Annotated in this window: 19 protein-coding genes; 4 read left to right on the plus strand and 15 right to left on the minus strand. The window is 70.7% G+C overall.

All coding sequences use genetic code 11. The features are described from left to right. The first annotated feature begins 47 nt into the window (after positions 1-47). The gene (locus tag ACFRFC_RS13995; RefSeq protein ID WP_382684699.1) at positions 48-602 is read left to right on the plus strand and encodes a peroxiredoxin; all 555 of its coding nucleotides are present in this window, start codon (positions 48-50) and stop codon (positions 600-602) included. Between the two features lie 4 nt (positions 603-606). Further along, positions 607-1,140 carry an alkyl hydroperoxide reductase gene (locus tag ACFRFC_RS14000; RefSeq protein WP_382684696.1) on the plus strand — a complete coding sequence of 178 codons (534 nt, stop codon included), beginning with the start codon at positions 607-609 and terminating at the stop codon, positions 1,138-1,140. 24 nt (positions 1,141-1,164) lie between these two features. Here ACFRFC_RS14000 and ACFRFC_RS14005 read toward each other — a convergent pair whose 3' ends face one another. The 4 genes from ACFRFC_RS14005 to ACFRFC_RS14020 all read right to left on the minus strand — a co-directional run bounded on the left by ACFRFC_RS14005 (position 1,165) and on the right by ACFRFC_RS14020 (position 6,380). Next, positions 1,165-2,532 carry an AI-2E family transporter gene (locus ACFRFC_RS14005; protein WP_382684694.1) on the minus strand — a complete coding sequence of 456 codons (1,368 nt, stop codon included), beginning with the start codon at positions 2,530-2,532 and terminating at the stop codon, positions 1,165-1,167. Positions 2,533-2,755: 223 nt separating this feature from the next. After that, positions 2,756-3,472, minus strand: a complete 717-nt coding sequence (locus ACFRFC_RS14010) for a transglycosylase SLT domain-containing protein (RefSeq protein ID WP_382684691.1) — start codon at positions 3,470-3,472, stop codon at positions 2,756-2,758. A gap of 406 nt (positions 3,473-3,878) precedes the next feature. Next, complete coding sequence (locus ACFRFC_RS14015; RefSeq protein WP_382684688.1) at positions 3,879-5,204, minus strand: PhoH family protein; 1,326 nt, start codon at positions 5,202-5,204, stop codon at positions 3,879-3,881. Between the two features lie 402 nt (positions 5,205-5,606). Next, positions 5,607-6,380: an isoprenyl transferase gene (locus ACFRFC_RS14020; RefSeq protein WP_382684685.1), complete on the minus strand. Its 774-nt coding sequence runs from the start codon at positions 6,378-6,380 to the stop codon at positions 5,607-5,609. Positions 6,381-7,149: 769 nt separating this feature from the next. Between ACFRFC_RS14020 and ACFRFC_RS14025 the strand changes: the two genes are divergently transcribed. After that, positions 7,150-8,325, plus strand: coding sequence for a winged helix DNA-binding domain-containing protein (locus ACFRFC_RS14025; protein ID WP_382684682.1), 1,176 nt, complete (start codon positions 7,150-7,152; stop codon positions 8,323-8,325). Positions 8,326-8,349: 24 nt separating this feature from the next. Here ACFRFC_RS14025 and ACFRFC_RS14030 read toward each other — a convergent pair whose 3' ends face one another. Together ACFRFC_RS14030 and ACFRFC_RS14035 are read right to left on the minus strand one after the other, a co-directional pair. After that, complete coding sequence (locus ACFRFC_RS14030; RefSeq protein WP_382684679.1) at positions 8,350-9,129, minus strand: class I SAM-dependent methyltransferase; 780 nt, start codon at positions 9,127-9,129, stop codon at positions 8,350-8,352. Between the two features lie 51 nt (positions 9,130-9,180). Next, positions 9,181-10,056, minus strand: a complete 876-nt coding sequence (locus ACFRFC_RS14035; protein ID WP_382684675.1) for an LLM class flavin-dependent oxidoreductase — start codon at positions 10,054-10,056, stop codon at positions 9,181-9,183. 104 nt (positions 10,057-10,160) lie between these two features. Between ACFRFC_RS14035 and ACFRFC_RS14040 the strand changes: the two genes are divergently transcribed. After that, positions 10,161-10,556, plus strand: a complete 396-nt coding sequence (locus tag ACFRFC_RS14040) for a DUF192 domain-containing protein (protein ID WP_382684673.1) — start codon at positions 10,161-10,163, stop codon at positions 10,554-10,556. A gap of 2 nt (positions 10,557-10,558) precedes the next feature. Here the strand turns inward: ACFRFC_RS14040 and ACFRFC_RS14045 are convergent, their stop codons facing one another. The 9 genes from ACFRFC_RS14045 to ACFRFC_RS14085 all read right to left on the minus strand — a co-directional run bounded on the left by ACFRFC_RS14045 (position 10,559) and on the right by ACFRFC_RS14085 (position 18,205). Beyond that, a complete protein-coding gene (locus ACFRFC_RS14045) occupies positions 10,559-11,176 on the minus strand; it encodes an OmpA family protein (protein WP_382684671.1) in 618 nt (205 codons plus the stop codon). An 11-nt stretch (positions 11,177-11,187) separates the two neighbouring features. Continuing rightward, complete coding sequence (locus tag ACFRFC_RS14050) at positions 11,188-11,775, minus strand: hypothetical protein (RefSeq protein ID WP_382684670.1); 588 nt, start codon at positions 11,773-11,775, stop codon at positions 11,188-11,190. 34 nt (positions 11,776-11,809) lie between these two features. After that, entirely contained in the window at positions 11,810-12,403 is a 594-nt protein-coding gene (locus ACFRFC_RS14055; RefSeq protein ID WP_382685141.1) for a pilus assembly protein TadG-related protein, read from the minus strand. After that, on the minus strand, positions 12,400-12,597 hold the full coding sequence (locus tag ACFRFC_RS14060; RefSeq protein WP_382684667.1) for a Flp family type IVb pilin: 198 nt from the start codon (positions 12,595-12,597) through the stop codon (positions 12,400-12,402). Before ACFRFC_RS14060 ends, ACFRFC_RS14055 begins: the two co-directional genes overlap by 4 nt. 117 nt (positions 12,598-12,714) lie before the next feature. After that, positions 12,715-13,527: a response regulator gene (locus ACFRFC_RS14065; protein ID WP_382684665.1), complete on the minus strand. Its 813-nt coding sequence runs from the start codon at positions 13,525-13,527 to the stop codon at positions 12,715-12,717. A gap of 1 nt (position 13,528) precedes the next feature. Further along, positions 13,529-14,920 (minus strand): sensor histidine kinase, encoded by a 1,392-nt coding sequence (locus ACFRFC_RS14070; protein WP_382684662.1) that lies wholly within the window; start codon positions 14,918-14,920, stop codon positions 13,529-13,531. 6 nt (positions 14,921-14,926) lie between these two features. Then, positions 14,927-15,814, minus strand: a complete 888-nt coding sequence (locus ACFRFC_RS14075; protein WP_382684660.1) for a DUF5936 domain-containing protein — start codon at positions 15,812-15,814, stop codon at positions 14,927-14,929. A gap of 15 nt (positions 15,815-15,829) precedes the next feature. Next, complete coding sequence (locus ACFRFC_RS14080) at positions 15,830-16,855, minus strand: type II secretion system F family protein (protein WP_382684657.1); 1,026 nt, start codon at positions 16,853-16,855, stop codon at positions 15,830-15,832. A gap of 12 nt (positions 16,856-16,867) precedes the next feature. Next, entirely contained in the window at positions 16,868-18,205 is a 1,338-nt protein-coding gene (locus ACFRFC_RS14085; RefSeq protein WP_382684654.1) for a CpaF family protein, read from the minus strand.

An 18,205-nucleotide genomic window follows, 5' to 3' on the forward strand; every position in this document is an offset into this window, starting at 1 on the left:
TGGGATACGCCCCCGCGAGGGGTGTCTCCTCGCTGCAAGGAGAGCTAGTGCTCACTGTCGGTGACAAGTTCCCCGAGTTCGAACTCACGGCCTGTGTCTCGCTGGAGAAGGGCAAGGAGTTCGCGGAGATCCACCACAAGACCTACGAGGGCAAGTGGCTCGTCGTGTTCGCGTGGCCGAAGGACTTCACCTTCGTGTGCCCGACCGAGATCGCCGCCTTCGGGAAGCTGAACGACGAGTTCGCCGACCGTGACGCCCAGATCCTCGGCTTCTCCGGTGACTCCGAGTTCGTCCACCACGCCTGGCGCAAGGACCACGACGACCTGCGCGACCTGCCGTTCCCGATGCTGGCCGACTCCCGGCACGAGCTGATGCGGGACCTGGGCATCGAGGGCGAGGACGGCTTCGCGCAGCGCGCGGTGTTCGTGGTCGACCCCAACCGCGAGATCCAGTTCACGATGGTCACCGCCGGTTCCGTGGGCCGTAACCCCAAGGAGGTCCTGCGGGTCCTCGACGCCCTCCAGACGGACGAGCTGTGCCCGTGCAACTGGACCAAGGGCGAGGACACGCTGGACGCGGTCACGCTGCTCGCCGGAGAGTGAGTCCATGTCCCTCGACTCCCTCAAGTCCCGCATACCGGACTACGCCAAGGATCTGAAGCTCAACCTCGGCTCGGTCATCGGCAACTCCGGCCTGCCGGCCCAGCAGCTGTGGGGCACGGTCCTGGCGACCGCCATCGCCGCCCGCTCCCCGATCGTGCTGCGCGAACTGGCGCCGGAGGCCGAGGCGAACCTGTCGCCGCAGGCGTACACCGCCGCCAAGTCCGCCGCCGCGATCATGGCGATGAACAACGTCTTCTACCGCACCCGCCATCTGCTGTCGGACCACGAGTACGGCACCCTGCGCGCGGGCCTGCGGATGAACGTCATCGGCAACCCCGGCGTCGACAAGGTCGACTTCGAGCTGTGGTCCTTCGCCGTCTCCGCGATCAACGGCTGCGGCCTGTGCCTCGACTCCCACGAGCAGGTGCTGCGCAAGGCGGGCGTGGACCGCGAGACCGTCCAGGAGGCGTTCAAAATCGCCTCCGTGATCCAGGCGGTCGGTGTCACCCTCGACGCCGAGGCCGTGCTCAGCGAGTAGCACCCCCGCCGACCCCGGCCCCGCTCACCCCTGGTGGGCGGGGCTTTCGGCGTCCTTCCCGCCCTCCAGGACCGCGCCCCCGGACCCCGCGCCGGCCTCGACGGCCGTGTCCTCGGGGGCCGACCGGGCCGGGACGACCTTCCCGGCCCCCTCCTCGTCGTAGCGCCCCTGCGCATACGCCCGCAGATACTCGACCACCGTGTTCGTCACCGCCACCAGCGGTACGGCGACCACCGCGCCGCCGATCCCGGCCACCAGGCCGCCCGCCGCGACCGCCAGGACCACCGCCAGCGGATGCACCCGCACGGCCCGGCCCAGGATGAACGGCTGGAGGATATGGCCCTCGATCTGCTGCACCGCGAGCACCACCGCCAGGGTCATCACCCCGGTGAACACGCCCTGGGTGACCAGCGCGACGACCACCGCGAGAGCCCCGGAGATGACCGCGCCGACCAGCGGGATGAACGCGCCCAGGAAGATGAAGACGGCCAGCGGGACCGCCATCGGGACATCCAGGAAGTAGATGCCGAGGCCGATGAAGGTGGCGTCGATGAGGGCCACGACGACCGTGCCGCGCACATAGGCGGTCAGGGTGCGCCAGGCGCGGGGTCCGGCGCCCGCCACGCCGGGCCGGGCCGCCGCGGGCACCAGCTTCAGCGCCCACTCCCAGACCCGCCGGCCGTCGTAGAGCAGGAACAGGGTGCAGAACGCGGCGAGCGCGATGCCCGTCAGCGCCTCCACGATGACCGTGACGCCCGCCAGCCCGACGGAGGTGATCTCATCGGTGTTGGCGCCCACCGCGTCCCGCAGATTGGCGGCGATGTCGTTGATCTGTTCCTCGGTGACATGGAACGGGCTGTTGAGCAGCCAGCGCCGCAACTCCTCGATGCCGTCCTGGACCTGATCGGAGAGGGTGTCGATGTTCTCCATGACCTGCCAGGTCACGAACCACCCGATCAGGCCCATCACGACGAACCCGAGGATCGCGGTCAGCGCGGTGGCCGGCCCGCGCGGCACCCCGTACCGGCGCAGCGCGGCCACGGTCGGCTGGAGCAGCGCGGTCATCAGCAGCGCGGCGACGAACGCGAGCACCACCAGCTGTACGGCGCTGATGACCCGCATCAGCACCCACAGCGTGCCGGCCAGCACCAGCAGCCGCCAGCCCGCCTCCGCGGCGACCCGCACTCCCCAGGGCACGACCTGTACGGGGTCGGGCCGGGCCGGGCGGTCGGGCTGATGCGCGGAGGGCGAGGCGATCCGCTCGGACCGGCCGTCCGGCTCGGGCCGGACGTCGTCCTCCTTGTCGGCCTCGGCGCGACGCGCCTCCAACCGCTCGCCCATGTCGGTCAGTCCGGTACCGATCCGGCCGAGCCACCTTGGCACTCGCGACATGATCCGTCCTTTTCCCCCGTCCTTCCCCACCACTCCCCCCTGGAGTCGCCGTGTCCGACCGTACAGGGCGAAAGCCCCTCCCCCTAGGACGGGGAGGGGCTTCACGAGGTTGAGCGGGGGGCCGCGAAGGAGTGCGAGGACCTCGCTGCCGGGGGGCGGGCGGTACCGGGCGCTCAGCTGTCCAGTACGAGCTGTCGGCCTGCCAGTACCAGGTGCCGGCCTGCTAGTACCAGTTGTTGGCCTGCCAGAACGTCCAGGCGTCGCACGGGCTGCCGTAGCGCTCGTTCATATAGCTGAGGCCCCATTTGATCTGGGTGGCCGGGTTGGTCTGCCAGTCGGCGCCGGCGGAGACGTACTTGCCGGCGGGCAGGGCCTGGAAGAGACCGTAGGCGCCCGAGGAGGGGTTGACGGCCTTGTAGTTCCAGTCGGACTCGTGGTCCACGATGTTGCTGAAGCAGGTCCACTGGCCGGAGGGCACCATCTGACGGGCCATGGCCTGGATCTGGGCGACCGTGTAGGAACTCTGGACGCTGAAGCTGGAGGCGTCGCTGGTGGCCTCCTCGCTGGCGGCCTCCTCGGCCGCCTCGGCCTCTTCGCGCTCCTTGGCCTCCTGCTCGGCCTTGGCCTTGGCCTCCTCGGCGGCCGCCTTCTTCGCGACGGCGGACTCGGCCGCGGCCTTGCGGGCCGCCTCCTCCGCGTCCTTCTTGGCGCTCGCGTCCGCGGCGATGGCCTGGACATTGGCCTGCTGCGTGAGGGAAGCGGTCTGTACCTGGGCCTGCTCGCCCGTGGGGATGTCCGCGAGGAGTGTCAGGTCGGTCGCCGTCGCTTCGGCATCGTTGTTCTGCGCGATGCTGCCCGAGGCAACACCGACAACGCTTCCGACGGCGGTGACCGCGGTGGCAGAGGCCACTGCGAACCCCCGGACCGAGATCCGGCTCACACGGTTTCCTTCCAGCGTCGCCCGCTTCGGTGACCCTCACGGACGCGATCGTGCCCCTTGCGCTGGCCTCCCAACTGCGGGGTCACGGGAGGCGCGGGCCCGGTGGGCAACTCCCGTGAGGGAGCGCCGCGAAGTACTTGGGCGGCATACGGCGACGATGTGGAGTTTGCGGTGGTGCCGTACCCCTCGGGGTACGCGAGTGCCGTATGCGGGGCCTGACAGGAACGAGACTCTGCCGTAACCCGGCGCCGGGAGGCAATTATGTGTTGCGTGTGAAAGCTCACACCCCGCGCGCCTCGTGGGATTCCGCGAAAGGGTGACGCGCGAAGGCGCCGCCCGGCTAGGGTCTTCCCTTTGCCGAACGGCGCCAACTGCCGGACATTCGCCCCGTCGTGGGGCGGGTGGGTCAGATCTGGCCGTCCTCCAGCATTTCGGTCACAAGCGCGGCGATCTGGGACCTCTCGGACCGGGTGAGGGTGACATGCGCGAAGAGCGGATGCCCCTTCAGTTTCTCCACGACGGCGACCACCCCGTCGTAGCGCCCGACCCGCAGATTGTCCCGCTGGGCCACGTCATGGGTGAGGACGACGCGTGAGTTCGCGCCGATCCGGGACAGCACGGTCAGCAGGACATTGCGCTCCAGCGACTGGGCCTCGTCCACGATCACGAACGCGTCGTGCAGCGAGCGCCCCCGGATGTGGGTGAGCGGGAGCACCTCCAGCATCCCGCGGGCGGTGACCTCCTCGATGACCTCGCGGCTGGTGACCGACGACAGGGTGTCGAAGACCGCCTGCGCCCAGGGGCTCATCTTCTCGGCCTCGGTGCCCGGCAGATAGCCCAGCTCCTGCCCGCCCACCGCGTACAGCGGCCGGAAGACCATGATCTTCTCGTGCTGGCGGCGCTCCAGGACCGCCTCCAGGCCCGCGCACAGTGCCAGCGCCGACTTGCCGGTGCCGGCCCGGCCGCCCATCGAGACGATCCCGATGTCCGCGTCGAGCAGCAGGTCCAGCGCGATCCGCTGCTCGGCGCTGCGGCCCTTGATGCCGAACACCTCCCGGTCACCGCGCACCAGCCGGACACTGCCCTCCGGACTCACCCGGCCGAGCGCCTTGCCCCGCTCGGACTGGACGGTGAGCCCGGTGTGCACGGGCAGCTCGGCCGCCTCGGGCACATACACGTGTCCTTCCTCGAAGAGGATGTCCACCTGTTCGGCGGGCAGCGTCAGTTCGGCCATGCCGGTCCAGCCGGAGGAGTCCGTGATGGCCAGCTCGGCGCGGTACTCCTCGGCGAGCAGGCCGACGGAGGACGCCTTGATCCTGAGCGGGAGGTCCTTCGACACGACGGTGACGTCGAACCCCTCCGCCTGGAGATTCCGGGCGACCGCGAGGATGCGGGAATCGTTGTCCCCCAGGCGGTAGCCGGTGGGCAGCACGCTGGGGTCCGAGTGGTTGAGCTCGACACGGATGGTGCCGCCCAGTTCCCCGGTGGGGATGGGGGCGTCGAGACGGCCGAACCGCACCCGCAGGTCGTCCAGCAGGCGCAGGGCCTGGCGGGCGAAGTAGCCGAGTTCGGGATGGTGCCTTTTGGCCTCCAGCTCCGTCACCACGACGATCGGGAGCACTACCTCGTGCTCGTCGAATCGGGTGAGGGCATTGGGGTCGGCCAGCAGGACGCTGGTGTCGAGAACATAGGTGCGCCGGTCTGGCTTGTGGCGCTTTGTGCTGGTCACCACGGAAGGACGTACCCCCTCGGATGAGGTCGGGGAGCGACGGAGAGGTTCTGGACCGGTCCTCGGCCCCGTGGCACCACGGGCCGTGAACCGGCCCTCCGCGGCTTCTCCCGTGCCGAGACCGCACGGTCGGGCTGGTGCAAAGGGCCTCCCGGGCGGACGGCCCCGTGCCGTCCGCTGAGATCGAGACACCCGTGGTTCGGATGTCGACCTGTTTGCGTTATGCCCTCGAACACGCGCTGCCATGCCAGGGCATATGACGGCGCCGCGGTGAACTCCGTATGAAGCGAGGTACGTCTGGGTTACACCCGTCTTGCCGGGACAGCACTCTGTTGGACGGGTATGGCCTCGCGCGGTCGGGTGACCGTGCCACTGCGCTGGGCGGTTTTCCTGCCGGTACGGTGCTCAGCCGCCGAAGCGGCGGTGGCGGGCGGCGTAGTCACGCAGGGCGCGCAGGAAGTCGACCTTGCGGAACGCGGGCCAGAAGACGTCACAGAAGTAGTACTCGGAGTGGGCCGTCTGCCACAGCATGAATCCGGACAGCCGCTGTTCACCGCTGGTGCGGATGACGAGGTCGGGGTCGGGCTGGGCGCCGGTGTACAGATGACCGCCGATCATCTCCACGTCGACGGCCTCGGCCAGCTCCTCCATCGTGGTGCCCCGGTCGTGGGCGTCGAGCAGCATCGAGCGGACCGCGTGGGCGATCTCCTGCCGGCCGCCGTAGCCGATGGCGACATTGACGGTTATCCCGTCGATGTCGGAGGTGGCCTCCTGGGCCTCCTTCAGGGTGTGCTGCATTCCGGCGGGCAGCAGGTCCATGGTGCCCACGTGGTGCACCCGCCAGCGTCCGTCGGCGCCGAGGCTGCGCACGACGTCCTCGATGATGCCGAGGAGCGGGACCAGCTCGTCCTTGGGGCGGTCGAAGTTGTCCGTCGACAGCAGCCAGAGGGTGACCACCTCGACATCGGTCTCGGTGCACCAGCCGAGGAACTCCCCGATCTTCTCCGCGCCGGCCCGGTGCCCGTGCACCGCGGTGGATCCGGAGGCTCTGGCCCAGCGCCGGTTGCCGTCCATGATGACGCCGATGTGCTGGGGCACCTGAGCGTGGTCCAGGTGACCTTCCACCCGGTGCGCGTACAGCCTGACCAGCAGACCACGCAGCGTGTCGCGCAGGTTCACGTGATTGTCAGCCCCTCCGGTACGGGTCGGACTGCCCGGCCGAGTGCGGGTCCAGTCCGAGTGGCGGTCCCCCGAGGGGCTTGAGCCTACCCCCGTTCGACGACGGTTTCCCCGAGGGGTGTTGGGCCCCGGGGGCCGACCGGCGCACGCGGGCGGCGGGCTGTGAGGGGGCCATGCGCGGCCCCGGTGGGCCACGGTGGGCCGGGGCGGGGAGGCGGGGGGAGGCGGCCCGGTGGAGCACAGAAAAACGGGCCGGTCCGTGGGGGGGAGACGGACCGGCCCGAGGGGGGGCTTCCACCATAACCCTTTGTAAGTGATGCTGCGTGCATCGGCGTGCCACAACTACTCTCCGAAGTTGCCCGACAACGCCCCGGCAGCCATGAAACGCCCGCTGCACAGCGGGTTCATGGCCGGTTAGCAGCCCTTCACGACCCGCCGCGCCGCATCCACCAGGATCCACCCGATGGGCTAATCCGCGGACGAAAGCGCACGTGGCGCCCACTGTGACGCCCGCCGTACGGGCACGGCATCGCGCAGCCCCCTCCACTGCGCGATGCCTACCGCGCAGCTTTGCTCACGCGAATTACCTTGGTCTGAACTTACGTGAGGCCCGGTCCAGATGCGAATTGATTGCGATAACGATGTGGGAAATATGTGAAGTGACGGATCGACAGATGGACAGCCAGACCCATTTGGGTGATTTATTATCATCTGCGAATCTTGACCATGAGGACAGATCCTGACCTAGTCCCTGTCTACGGTCGTCCTCATGACCCTTGCGATCACCTGGAGTGCGGCGAGCGCCCGACGGCTCGACCGGCAGTTCCTGGCCAATCCCGCGTCGGACCCCGTCGACGTGCCCCACATCGTGTCCGCAATGCTCGGCGCGCACGCCCAGGTGCTGTCCGCGGCCGAGCTGTCGATCGGCGTCCGGACCGTCGAACGGACCCGGGCGGATGTCCGGACGGCACTGTGGACCGAGGGGCGGCCGGAGGGCCCGCCCGGAGGCTCATCAGGCCCCTCGCTGGTGAAGACACACGGCCCGCGCGGCACCGTACATCTGCTGCCCACCGCCGAACTGCCGCTGTTCTGCGCGGCGCTCACCGCCGTACCCACCGGCCCGAACCCCACCGGTCTCACCGAGGAGCGGACCGAGCAGGTGGTCGCGGCGATCGGTGCGGCGCTGGAGCACCGGTGCCTGACCATCGACGAGCTGGGCGAGGAGGTGGTGGCGCGCACCGGGCCCTGGGCCGGGGAACGGGTGATGCCCGCCTTCCAGGATCTGTGGCCGCGCTGGCGGTCGGTGCTGCACCGGGCCGGGCAGTCGGGCGCGCTGTGCTTCGGCCCGAATCGTGGTCGCAAGGTCACCTACACCCGCCCGCCGCACTTCACCCCGCTCGCCCCGGACATCGCGCCGGCCGCCCTGGTCCGCCGCTATCTGCACGCCTACGGACCGGCGACGCCGCAGCACTTCGCGAAGTGGCTGGCGGCGCCGCAGGGCTGGGTGAATCGGCTGTTCGCCGCGCTGGCGAACGCGGGTGAGATCGAGAAGGTCGACTTCGAGGGCGCCGCGGCCTGGCTGGTGGCGGGCGACACGGAGTTCCCGGACACCCCGGCGCGCGGCGTACGACTGCTGCCGTACTTCGACGCGTACGGCATCGCCGCCCAGCCCCGGGAGCTGCTGTTCCCCGGCCGGGCCTACCGGCGGGCGCTGGCGGGCGGACAGGCCGGGAACTTCCCCGTACTGCTGGTGGACGGGGTCGTGGCGGGCGTCTGGCACCAGCGGCGCCGGGGACGTCGTACGACCGTCACCGTCGAGCCGCTGGGCAGGCTCACGGCACGGCAGCAGCGGGAGCTGGGCGAGCGGGTCGAACGGGTGGGAGAGGTGCTGGAGGCGCGGGCGGAGCTGGTGGTGGGAGAGGTGGGGGTCGGGGCGCACGCGTGAGGACCGCGATGGACGGCGGTGGGCTCAGCGGGACGGCTTGCGGGCGTCGAAGAGGTGGCGGGTGCTGTGGGCGACGAAGGGGCCCTCGGCCCGGATGCGCTCGTGCAGGGCGCGCAACCGCGGCTCGTACCCGTCGATGCCGAAGCCGGGCACCAGCCAGACGACCTTGCGCAGGAAGTGCACGACGGCGGCGATGTCGTGGAACTCCATCCGCAGCCGCTCCGCCCTGAGTGCCGTGATCTCCAGCCCGGCGGCCTCGGCGTCGGCACTCTCCAGGTCGGGGTGGCGGGCGCCACGGACGGCGGCGGGCTGTGGCCCGAGGAAGTACTCGACCAGTTCGAAGACGCTGGCGGGGCCGACGTGCTGGGCGAAGTAGGTGCCGCCCGGGGCGAGGACACGGGCGATCTCCCGCCAGTGCGGGCGCACGGGGTGCCGGCTGGAGACGAGGTCGAAGGCGGCGTCCGCGAACGGGAGCGGGGCGTCCTCGGGGGACGCGACCACGGGAACGCCGTGGGAGCGGAGGCGGGCGGTGGCCTGGTCGACATTCGGGGGCCAGCCCTCCGTGGCGATGGTGCGGGGTGGCGTACGGGCCGCATGGGCGAGGGCGAAGTCCAGGACCTCCCCGCCGCCGGTCTGGAGGTCCAGCGCGGCGGTGGCGGCGCCGAGACGTCCGGCGAGGCCGAGCGCGTATCCCCAGGAGGGCCGCGCCTCGGTGGCACGGCCCTGGAACCAGGAGAAGTCCCATCCCTCGATGGGGACGGCCGCGCCTTCGGCGAGGAGTTCTTCGAAGGTGGGGTGGGGCATGGGCTGACCGTTTCGGGGATGAGAGGGGGCTGCCGGTGGGGGTGGGCGGGGTCAGGGCACCAGCGGCCGTACGTCCTCGGCGGCGAACCGCACGAACGCCTCCGGGTCCGGTTCGTCGCCGGTCGGCTGGAGGATCACGGCGTCGGCGCCCGCGTCGGCGAGTCGCCGTACGGCCGCCGCCACGGTGGCGGCGTCACCGGCGGCGCCCCGGTCGGGGCTGTCGGCGCGCCCTTCCGAGGCCAGCTCGGCGTGCACCCGGTGCTCGGCGTCGGGGCCGGTGGCGGCGAGGAGATAGACGACGATCCGGTGGGCGTCGCCGGTCCGTCCGGCGGCCCGCCGCCCCTCCTCGATCAGCTCGCGGGCACGGCGCAGATCGGCGGGGGTGGTGCCGGAGGTCAGCACGGTCCCGTCGGCCGCCTCGCCGGTGAGCCGCAGGGTACGGGGGCCGGTGGCGCCGGCGAGGATCGGCACGGGGGCGGCCGGGGGCCAGTCGAGGGTGACGTCGTCGAGGGAGACGTACCGGCCCTTGGTGGTGACCGTGTCCCCGGCGAGCAGCGCGCGCAGGGCGACGAGGTGCTCGCGCAGCAGCGTCAGCGGGGACTCGACACGGGCGCCGACCTGACCCATCCAGCCCTGCACACCGTGTCCGACGGCGAGGACGGCCCGCCCCGGGAACATCCGGTCCAGCGAGGCGACCTCCATCGCGGTCAGCGCGGCATTGCGCAACGGCACCGGGAGCAGCCCGACGCCGACCCGCACCCGCTCGGTCCAGGCGAGGGCCGCGGCGGCGGTGGAGATGCCGCCCTCGAAGAAGCAGTCCTCCCAGAGCCACAGCTCTTCGAGCCCGGAGCGGTCGGCTAGCCGGGCGAGGGAGCGGAGGCGTTCGGGGGGCAGTTCCGGACGGAAGACGGCGCCGAGAGTGGTCATGGCCCTCTTCCTACCTAGCGCACGCCCCGGGAACAACCGCTTTGCCGGTGGGCGCGGCGGGGGGTGGGTGTCCTGTGGTTGGGTCGTCGCGGAGGTGGTCGGGCGTGGGGCGACGGTGGCGGGACGGGCGGGGAGTGCTGGTCGTGGGTTCGGGGGCGGGGGGTGGTCCGCCGGGGATCGCGGCGCGGATTCCGCTGGAGGTGGCCCGTTCGTACCGGGCGCGGAGGCGGGGGCTGCTCGGGCGGGACGGCATCGAGGGGGCGCTGCTGCTGACGCCGGCGGGGAGTGTGCACACATTCGGGATGCGCTTCCCGATCGACGTGGCGTATCTCGACCGCGGGCTGCGGGTCATCGCCGTACGGACGATGCCGCCGGGGCGCCTGGGCCTGCCCCGCCTGCGCTCCCGGCATGTGCTGGAAGCGGAGGCGGGGGGGATGGCGGGGTGGGGGGTACGGGTGGGGGTGCGGGTGGAGATGCGGGTGGAGATGGGCGTGGAGTGAGGTCAGTTGGTGTCGGTGCGGGGGAAGGACACCTCGACCCGGCGGTTCTTCTTGCGGCCGGTCTCGGTGGCGTTGGAGGAGATGGGGTACTGCTCGCCGTAGCCGCGGACCTCGAAGGTGATGTCGGGGTCGTTCAGCTCGGAGACGAGGATGTCGTGCACGGCGTTGGCGCGCTCCTTGGAGAGGATGTCGCCGGAGGCGGCGGTGCCGAGGTTGTCGGTGAAGCCGAAGACACGGACCGTGGAGCCGCCCTGGGCCTCGATCTCGTCGGCGATCACGGCGATCCTGGCCTGCGCCTCGCTGGTCAGGCTGGCGCTGCCCTTGGGGAACAGCACCTCGGCCTGGAGCGCGAACTTCACGTCCGCGTTGGTGTCCTCGCGCCGCTCGTCGCCGCTCTGTTCTTCGACGACCGTCTTGATGTCCAGCACCTTGGGCTCCGCCAGGGTGGCGCCCTCGGGGATCTTCAGATCCGGGTCGTTCGGATCGACCTCGACCGGAGCCGACGCGCTCGCCTCGGTACCGGGCGGCACGCTGGGATCGTCCTCCGCGTGCGCGACGGTGGCCGTGAGCAGAAGCGCGGTCGTCGTCGCGAGGATGAGGGGGAGGCGGGTGGGCTTCATGGTGGGGGTCCTCATCCGGAGATCTGGATGGGGGCGGCGGCGAACATAGGCAGTTGGAAGGTCACCTCGGTGGTCCCCTCCGGAGGTGCCGGGAACTGCATGAACACGGGCAGGGACTCTCCGGCCTTCAGAGCCGGGAAGTTCGTGGTCGTCAGAGGTCGGCCGTCCGTGTCTCTCAGGACGTAGTAGCGCTTCTTGCCCTGGGAATCCACCAGAGTGGCTCCGCCCAGCGAGCGGCCGTTCCGGATGATCTCCGTCTCGTTGCCGCTGAGCTGGGCCGGCACGTTGACCGTGTCCCCGCCGTCATTCTTCAACGTGCCGTCCAGCGTCACGAATCCGCCGGCGTCGCGCCGCGCCGAATCGATTTGCAGCAGCAGGCTCTCAGGTCCCTTGATCTCGGCCAACGGAGTGTCCGACTGACCCTCCTGAGCACTCGGCTGGGACCCACCGTTCCCGGAGTCGGACTTGGACGCCGACGCCTCCGCTCCCGAGCCCTCCTCACCCCCGCTGCTGCATCCGACCGCACCGAGGACCAGACCAGCGGTGACGAACCACGCAGCCATCCCCCTACGAGCCTTCGCCGTGAACCGAATACTCATGACTCCGCTTCCTTCATCACTTGTCGTTCGTTTGTCAGTCGGCCAGATGGACATCGAAAAGGTCCTCGGGGCCCGGCAGTTCAGTGAGATCCTCTGGATCCAGCTCCCAGTCCTCGCCGTCGCACGAGAGCCCCGGCAGCACATCGTCACCGGCGTCCTCGCCGGGAAGCTCGAACGTACAGCGCGGTTCGATCACCGCCCGCGCCCGTTCCTGGGAGGTCATGCTGTCCGTACCGGGCACGATCGAGTCGCCCACCGTATCGAGGGTCGTGGCCGTGACTTCGTAGGCGAGAGGACCATCGGGTGCGCAATCCGCTTCGGCATCGTTCATCGCGGCGAGTTCGTCCGCACGCCAGCAGGCCGAGGCGACGTCCGGTGCGAGACCGTCGAAAATCGCCTGCCACTGCGCCGGGTCGAGCACTTCCTCCAGCCAGGCGCCTGCGAGATCGTCACGGGTCTCCTGAGCTGCCGCCAAGGCCGCGGCGTCGGCGGCGGTCTGGGCCTCATTGCGATTCGCCGCAGCCTGTCCCACAGCCAGATACGCGAACGCAAGAAAGAGCAGACCCGCCACCACCGTGATGTAGATGGGGAAGGCCTGCCCGGAATCGCCCTGAAGGCCCGGCGTCAGCCGCCGGTGACCTCTGTGATCTTGTCGGTGATCGCGGTGAAGATCGACTGCCCGATGTCCGTCCCCGTGATCGCCAGCACAATCGCCACCACCACCGCGATGATCCCGAGATACTCCACCGCGGTCTGCCCCCGGTCGTCCCGGGCGGCACGGTCGCGCGTGTACGTCACCGCGCTCTTGATCCAGTTGCTCATGCCGTTCCCCTCCAGGGTCACCGTCGTCGCTCCCGACGCCCGCACCGTACCGCCACCCCCCTCTCCTACCCCAGGGCCCCAGGGCCCACCCCCGGGCCCCATTCCGGTGTGGAGCGGTCATGCTCCCCACCCCGCTTCACGCGCCGTTCCCAGCCACTTCGCCGTGGCCTGCGCGCGGCTGGCGCTGTGGAGTTTGGCGAAGATGCGGTTGATGTGGTTCTTGACGGTCTTCTCGCTGATGAAGCACAGGGCGGCGATCTGCTGATTGCTCATGCCCGTTGCGATGAGGTCCATGATCTCCGCCTCCCTCGCGCTGAGTCGGAACCCCGCCCGTGCGGCGACGGCCCCCGGCACCGTGCCCAACGATGACTGTGCCATAGATGATTGCATCTGTGAAAGGTTTTCTGGTGAAATTGACCCCTGGAATACGCGATTTACGCCATCGTCATGTGCACTCGCATCGGGTTGCCCGGAGTGCGGGTGCCTGCCCAGCAACGCTTCCGCCGCCGTCGGGGTCAGGTGCGGGCGGCCGGTGGTCATGTCCCTTACCGCCGTGACCAGTTGCTCCACCGTGAATTCGCCGTGCACCAGATACCCCCGCGCCCCCAGTCGCAGCGCCTCGCGCACGATGTCCGGTTCGCCGCTGTAGGTCAGCATCATGACCGGTGCCAGCGGGGTCAGATACGGCAGCGCCGAGATGCCGTCCACGCCGGGCATGCGGACGTCGAGCAGCACCACGTCCGGGCGGAGCCTGCGGGCCGCCTCGCACGCCTCGCGGCCGTCCGTCGCCTCGGCGACCACCGTGAGGTCCGCCCGGCCGGAGAGCAGCGCGGTGAGGCCGGCGCGGACCACCGGGTTGTCGTCGGCCACCATGACCCGTAAGGGCGTCAGCGGTGGCGCCGACGGCAGTTCGTCGTACGGGAGCTTCATGTCAGGGCCTCCTCTCCTGGTCCTCGCACGCCTGTCCCGAACGGGCGAGAGTGTGCGGCGGGATGTCCAGTCTGACCTCCGTGCCGCTCGGATGCTCGCCCTTGCCGATGCGGATGCGGGCGCCCACGGACGCCGCCCGTTCCACCATCCCGACCAGTCCGAAGTGGCCGGAACGGCGGAGTTGTTCGAGGGAGGTGTCCGGGAGGAGGCCGCGTCCGTCGTCGTACACCGTCAAGCGGAGTTGATCGCCTGTCATCCGTAAGGCGATCTCCACCCGGGTCGCCCCCGAGTGCCGGTGGGCGTTCTCCAGTGCTTCCGACACGATCGTGAGGAGCTGGCGGGCCACCGCCGACGGGATCGGCGGGAGCTGGGGCAGCGATGGGTCCTGTGCGGCGTACGTCGCCTCCAGGCCCGTACGGGCGGTGAAGTCCTCTGCCCGGGACGTCAGTTCGCTTTCCAGATCCGTGACTTCCACCGGGCCCTCCCCCGGGGTGCCGCGCAGGTCTGTCAGGAGGTGGCGGGATTCTGCCGCTGCCTGGCGGGCCGAGCGGGCCACCAGGTCCGCCTGGCGGCGGATCAGGTCCGGGTCGGCGGCCGTGCGGGCCGCTGTCGCCGCCAGGCCCTCCGCGGCCAGGGCCACGCCGTGCAGGGTCTTGGCCACCGAGTCGTGCAACTCGCGGGCCAGTCGGGCGCGTTCCGCCCCGATCGCCTCCGTCGTCGCCAGCCGGGTGCGGACCTCCGTCAGGGCCTGGGTGGCGGCGCCGAAGCGGAGCAGCAGGTTGCGCAGGGTGGAGCCGACGGCGCCGACGATCACGCACAGGCCGGGGAGCAGCAGGGATTCGGCGACCGTGGTCGGCTGGTCGCGGTTCAGGGTCGCCTCGGTCACCCAGAGGATCAGGCCCTGGAGGGACGCGAAGACGGCCGCCGCCCGCCAGCCGTAGACCAGGCCCGCCAGCAGCGGGGTGCAGACACCGACGTAGGCGAGCGTGCTGTCCGGGCCCGCCGAGATCAGCAGCAGCGCGCCGAAGGCCGTGTCCGCCGCCAGGAGGGCGGGGTGGCGCAGCAGGAGGGGGCCGAAGCGTTCCCAGTCGCGGAACAGGACGTACGACACCATGAAGGTGACGACGACCGCCGCGCCGACCAGGCGTACGCCCAGTCCGGGGCCCGCGTTCAGCAGTGCCGCGGGGGCGGCCACCGCGATCATCGCCAGCCGGAAGCCGAAGACCTGGCGGCACAGGGCCTGGAGGGCGTTCACCTGGAGGGGGATGGCCGGTTCTGCGCCAGTGTCCGTGCCCGCCCATGGGGGCATCGGAGGCAGCGCGTGGCGGAGGTGGTCGCGCAGGGCCCGTCGGCCGCGTCCCCAGTTCTCACCCGCCGTCGGCACCGTCGTCATCTTCCGCTACTCCCCGGTGATGGTGCCGAAGTCCGTCCCCGAGCCGAGGAGCAGGCCCGCGGCGAGGAGCAGCATGGTGGCGGGGACCATGAAGGTGGTGATCATCATGGTGGCCTTGGGGACCGCACGGGCCGCCTTGCGGCGGGCGTTCTGGGCGTCGGTGCGGCGCATGTCCTTGGCGATGGACACCAGGGTGTCGACGATCGGGGCGCCGAGTTCCTCGCCCTGCTGGAGGGCGGTGACGAACATGGCGACCTGTTCGGAGTCGTTGCGGCGGCGCAGTTCCGCGAAGGCGTCGCGGCGGCTGACGCCGAGGTCCATCTGGCGCAGGGTGATCCGGATCTCGTCGGCCCAGGGGCCCTCGTACTTGGCGGCCACGCGGTCCAGGGCCTGGCGGAAGCCCAGGCCCGCGCTGACGACGACGGCGAGGACGTCCAGGAAGTCCGGCAGGGTGCGTTCGATGACGTCCTTGCGGACCCGGATCGCCGACCAGATGCCGACCTCCGTCCAGAACGCCCCGAAGGCCAGGAGGAGCAGGGCCACCAGGTAGTCGCCGCGCAGCAGGAAGACCACGAAACCCAGCGCGCCCAGGGCGCCGTACACCGCCCGGCGGGCCGCGTAGCGGTTGAGGGTCAGACCGCCGGGGTTTCCGGCGAGGTCGATCTTGCGGCGGTACCTGGCGACCTGTTTGGGGCCCATCAGGCGCAGTACGGCGGGGGCGTAGCGCATGCCCATGCGGTCGATGACGGAGTCGACCGCGCCGGTGCGGGTGGCGCCGACCTCCAGGGCGAGCAGCAGATCGGCGGGGAGCTTGGCGTCGGCGCGGTACATGCGGATGCCGGCGAAGACGCCCCAGACGCTCAGGGCCATCAGCGCGGCCAGCAGCAGTGCCATGGTCGTCACCCTCCCCTACACGTCGATCCGGGACAGCCTGCGGATGAGCAGGAAGCCCACCGCGTACAGGCCGAAGGCGATGATGACGGCCGCCTGTCCGATCGGGGAGCCGGTCATCCGGTCCAGGGCGCCGTCCTTGACCCCGTTCATCAGGAAGAGGGCGCCGACGCCCATCGCGGGGACGGCGTACGACGTCATGCTGACCTGGGAGAGCTGGGTGCGGATCTCGCGGCGGGTCTCCTTGCGCTCCTCCAGGGTCTCGGTGAGGTTGCGCAGGGCGCCGACGACCTGGCCGCCGGCCCGGTTGGCGAGGACCAGGGTGGTGACCAGGACGACCAGTTCGCGGGAGGGGAGGCGCTGGGCCATCTCGTCCAGGGCGTCGTCCAGGGCGGCGCCGAGGGCCAGCTGGTCGGCGACCTTGGCGAGTTCCTCGCCGGCCGGGGCCTCCAGTTCCTCGGCGGCCATGCTGATCGAGGTGCGCAGGGCGAGGCCGGCGTTGGTGGCGTTGGCGAGGATCCGGGAGAGTTCGGGGAGCTGGTTGATGAACTTCTCGATGCGTTTCTGGCGCTGCCAGTTGAGGAACTGGAGGGCCGCCCCGACGCCGAGCAGACCGGCGATCGGGCCGAAGAAGGGCGCGAGGGCGGCGTGGCCGACCAGCCACAGCCCGGCGACCGCGAGGAGCATCGCCGCGGCGAACTCGCCGGGGGTGATGTCCAGGCCGGTGGCGGCCAGGCGCAGCTCCAGGCGGCGGCCGAGCCGGGTGCGGCGCAGCCGGCGGTCCAGGTCGCGGAAGTGGCGCCGGCGTCCGGTGAGCGGGAGCCGGCCGGTCGAGGTGAGCCGGTCCACCAGGGCCCGGCGCTGGGCGCGTCCGGCGGCGTAGACATGCACCCCGATGACGGCGAGCAGCAGGGTCAGCAGCGTGGCGCCGATGGTGAGCGCGGTGAGGTTCTCAAGGCTGGTGAGGTTCTCAAGACCGGCGAGGTGGGCGGGGGCGGCGAGGTGATCGGGGGCGTCAAGGTGGTCGGGGGCGTCAAGGTCCATGGGGGGCGGGTCCTACCTGGCTTCTCGGGTGGCGAGCAGTTCCTCGGTGAGCGCGATGCCGAAGGCCTGCGGGACGGGCTGGCTCGCCATGTAGAGGCGGTCGGCGGTGCGGCGCGGCAGCGGGAAGTGGCGGAAGACGCCGTGCACCCGGCCGTCGGCGGCCATCGGCCGGGCGTCGAAGCGGGCGACGGACACCAGCCGGTACGGTTCCCCGCCGTGGCTGTCGAGCAGGGCGATCTCGGTGATCCGGCGGGTGCCGTCGGCGAACCGGGTGAGCTGCACGAGCACATCGACGGCGCTGTTGATCTGGTCGTGCAGGGCGACGAAGGGGATCTCGACGTCGGACATGGAGGCGAGGGTCTGGAGCCGCATCAGCGTGTCCTCGGCGCTGTTGGCGTGGACGGTGGCGAGCGAGCCGTCGTGGCCGGTGGACATCGCCTGGAGCATGTCGAGGGACTCGCCGCCGCGGACCTCACCGACCACGATCCGGTCGGGGCGCATCCGCAGCGAGTTGCGGACCAGGTCGCGGATGGTGACATGGCCCTTGCCCTCGGTGTTGGGCGGGCGCGATTCGAGGCGGATGACGTGGGTCTGCTGGAGCTGGAGTTCGGCGGAGTCCTCGATGGTGATGATGCGTTCGCCGCCGGGGATGAGGCCGGAGAGGGCGTTGAGGAGGGTGGTCTTGCCGGTGCCGGTGGCGCCGGAGACGATGATGTTGAACCGGGCCTGCACCAGCCCGGCCAGCAGATACAGCATGTGCTCGTCGAGCGAGCCGAAGCCGATCAGCTCCTGGAGGGTGAAGGAGCGCGGGAAGCGGCGGATGGTGAGGGTGGGGCCGGTCAGCGCGAGCGGCGGGATGATGACGTTGACGCGTTCGCCGGACGGCAGCCGGGCGTCCACCATGGGGTTGGACTCGTCCACCCGGCGGTTGACGGTGGAGACGATCCGTTCGATGGTCTGCATCAGCTGGTCGGCGGAGGCGAACCGGAGCGGGAGCTGTTCGACCCGGCCGCCGCGCTCGACGAAGATCGCGTCGGGGCCGTTGACCATGATCTCGGTGATGGAGGCGTCTTCGAGCAGCGGCTCCAGGATGCCGAGGCCGAGAGCCTCGTCCACCACCCGCCGGATCAGCTGGGAGCGTTCGACGGTGGACAGGACCGGGCCCTCGCGGCTGATGATGTGCCCGAGCACCCGCTCCAGCCGGGCCCGCCGGTCGGCGGTGGCGAGCGAACTCATCTCCGCGAGGTCGATCTCCTCCAGCAGCTTGGCCCGGTAGGAGGCGACCAGATGGCCGTCCTCGCCCCGGCTGCCCTGCTCCTCGGGGGAGTTGATGCGTGCTCTCAGGCTCAT

This window comes from Streptomyces sp. NPDC056734, from assembly GCF_042790455.1.
Taxonomy (GTDB): Bacteria; Actinomycetota; Actinomycetes; order Streptomycetales; family Streptomycetaceae; genus Streptomyces.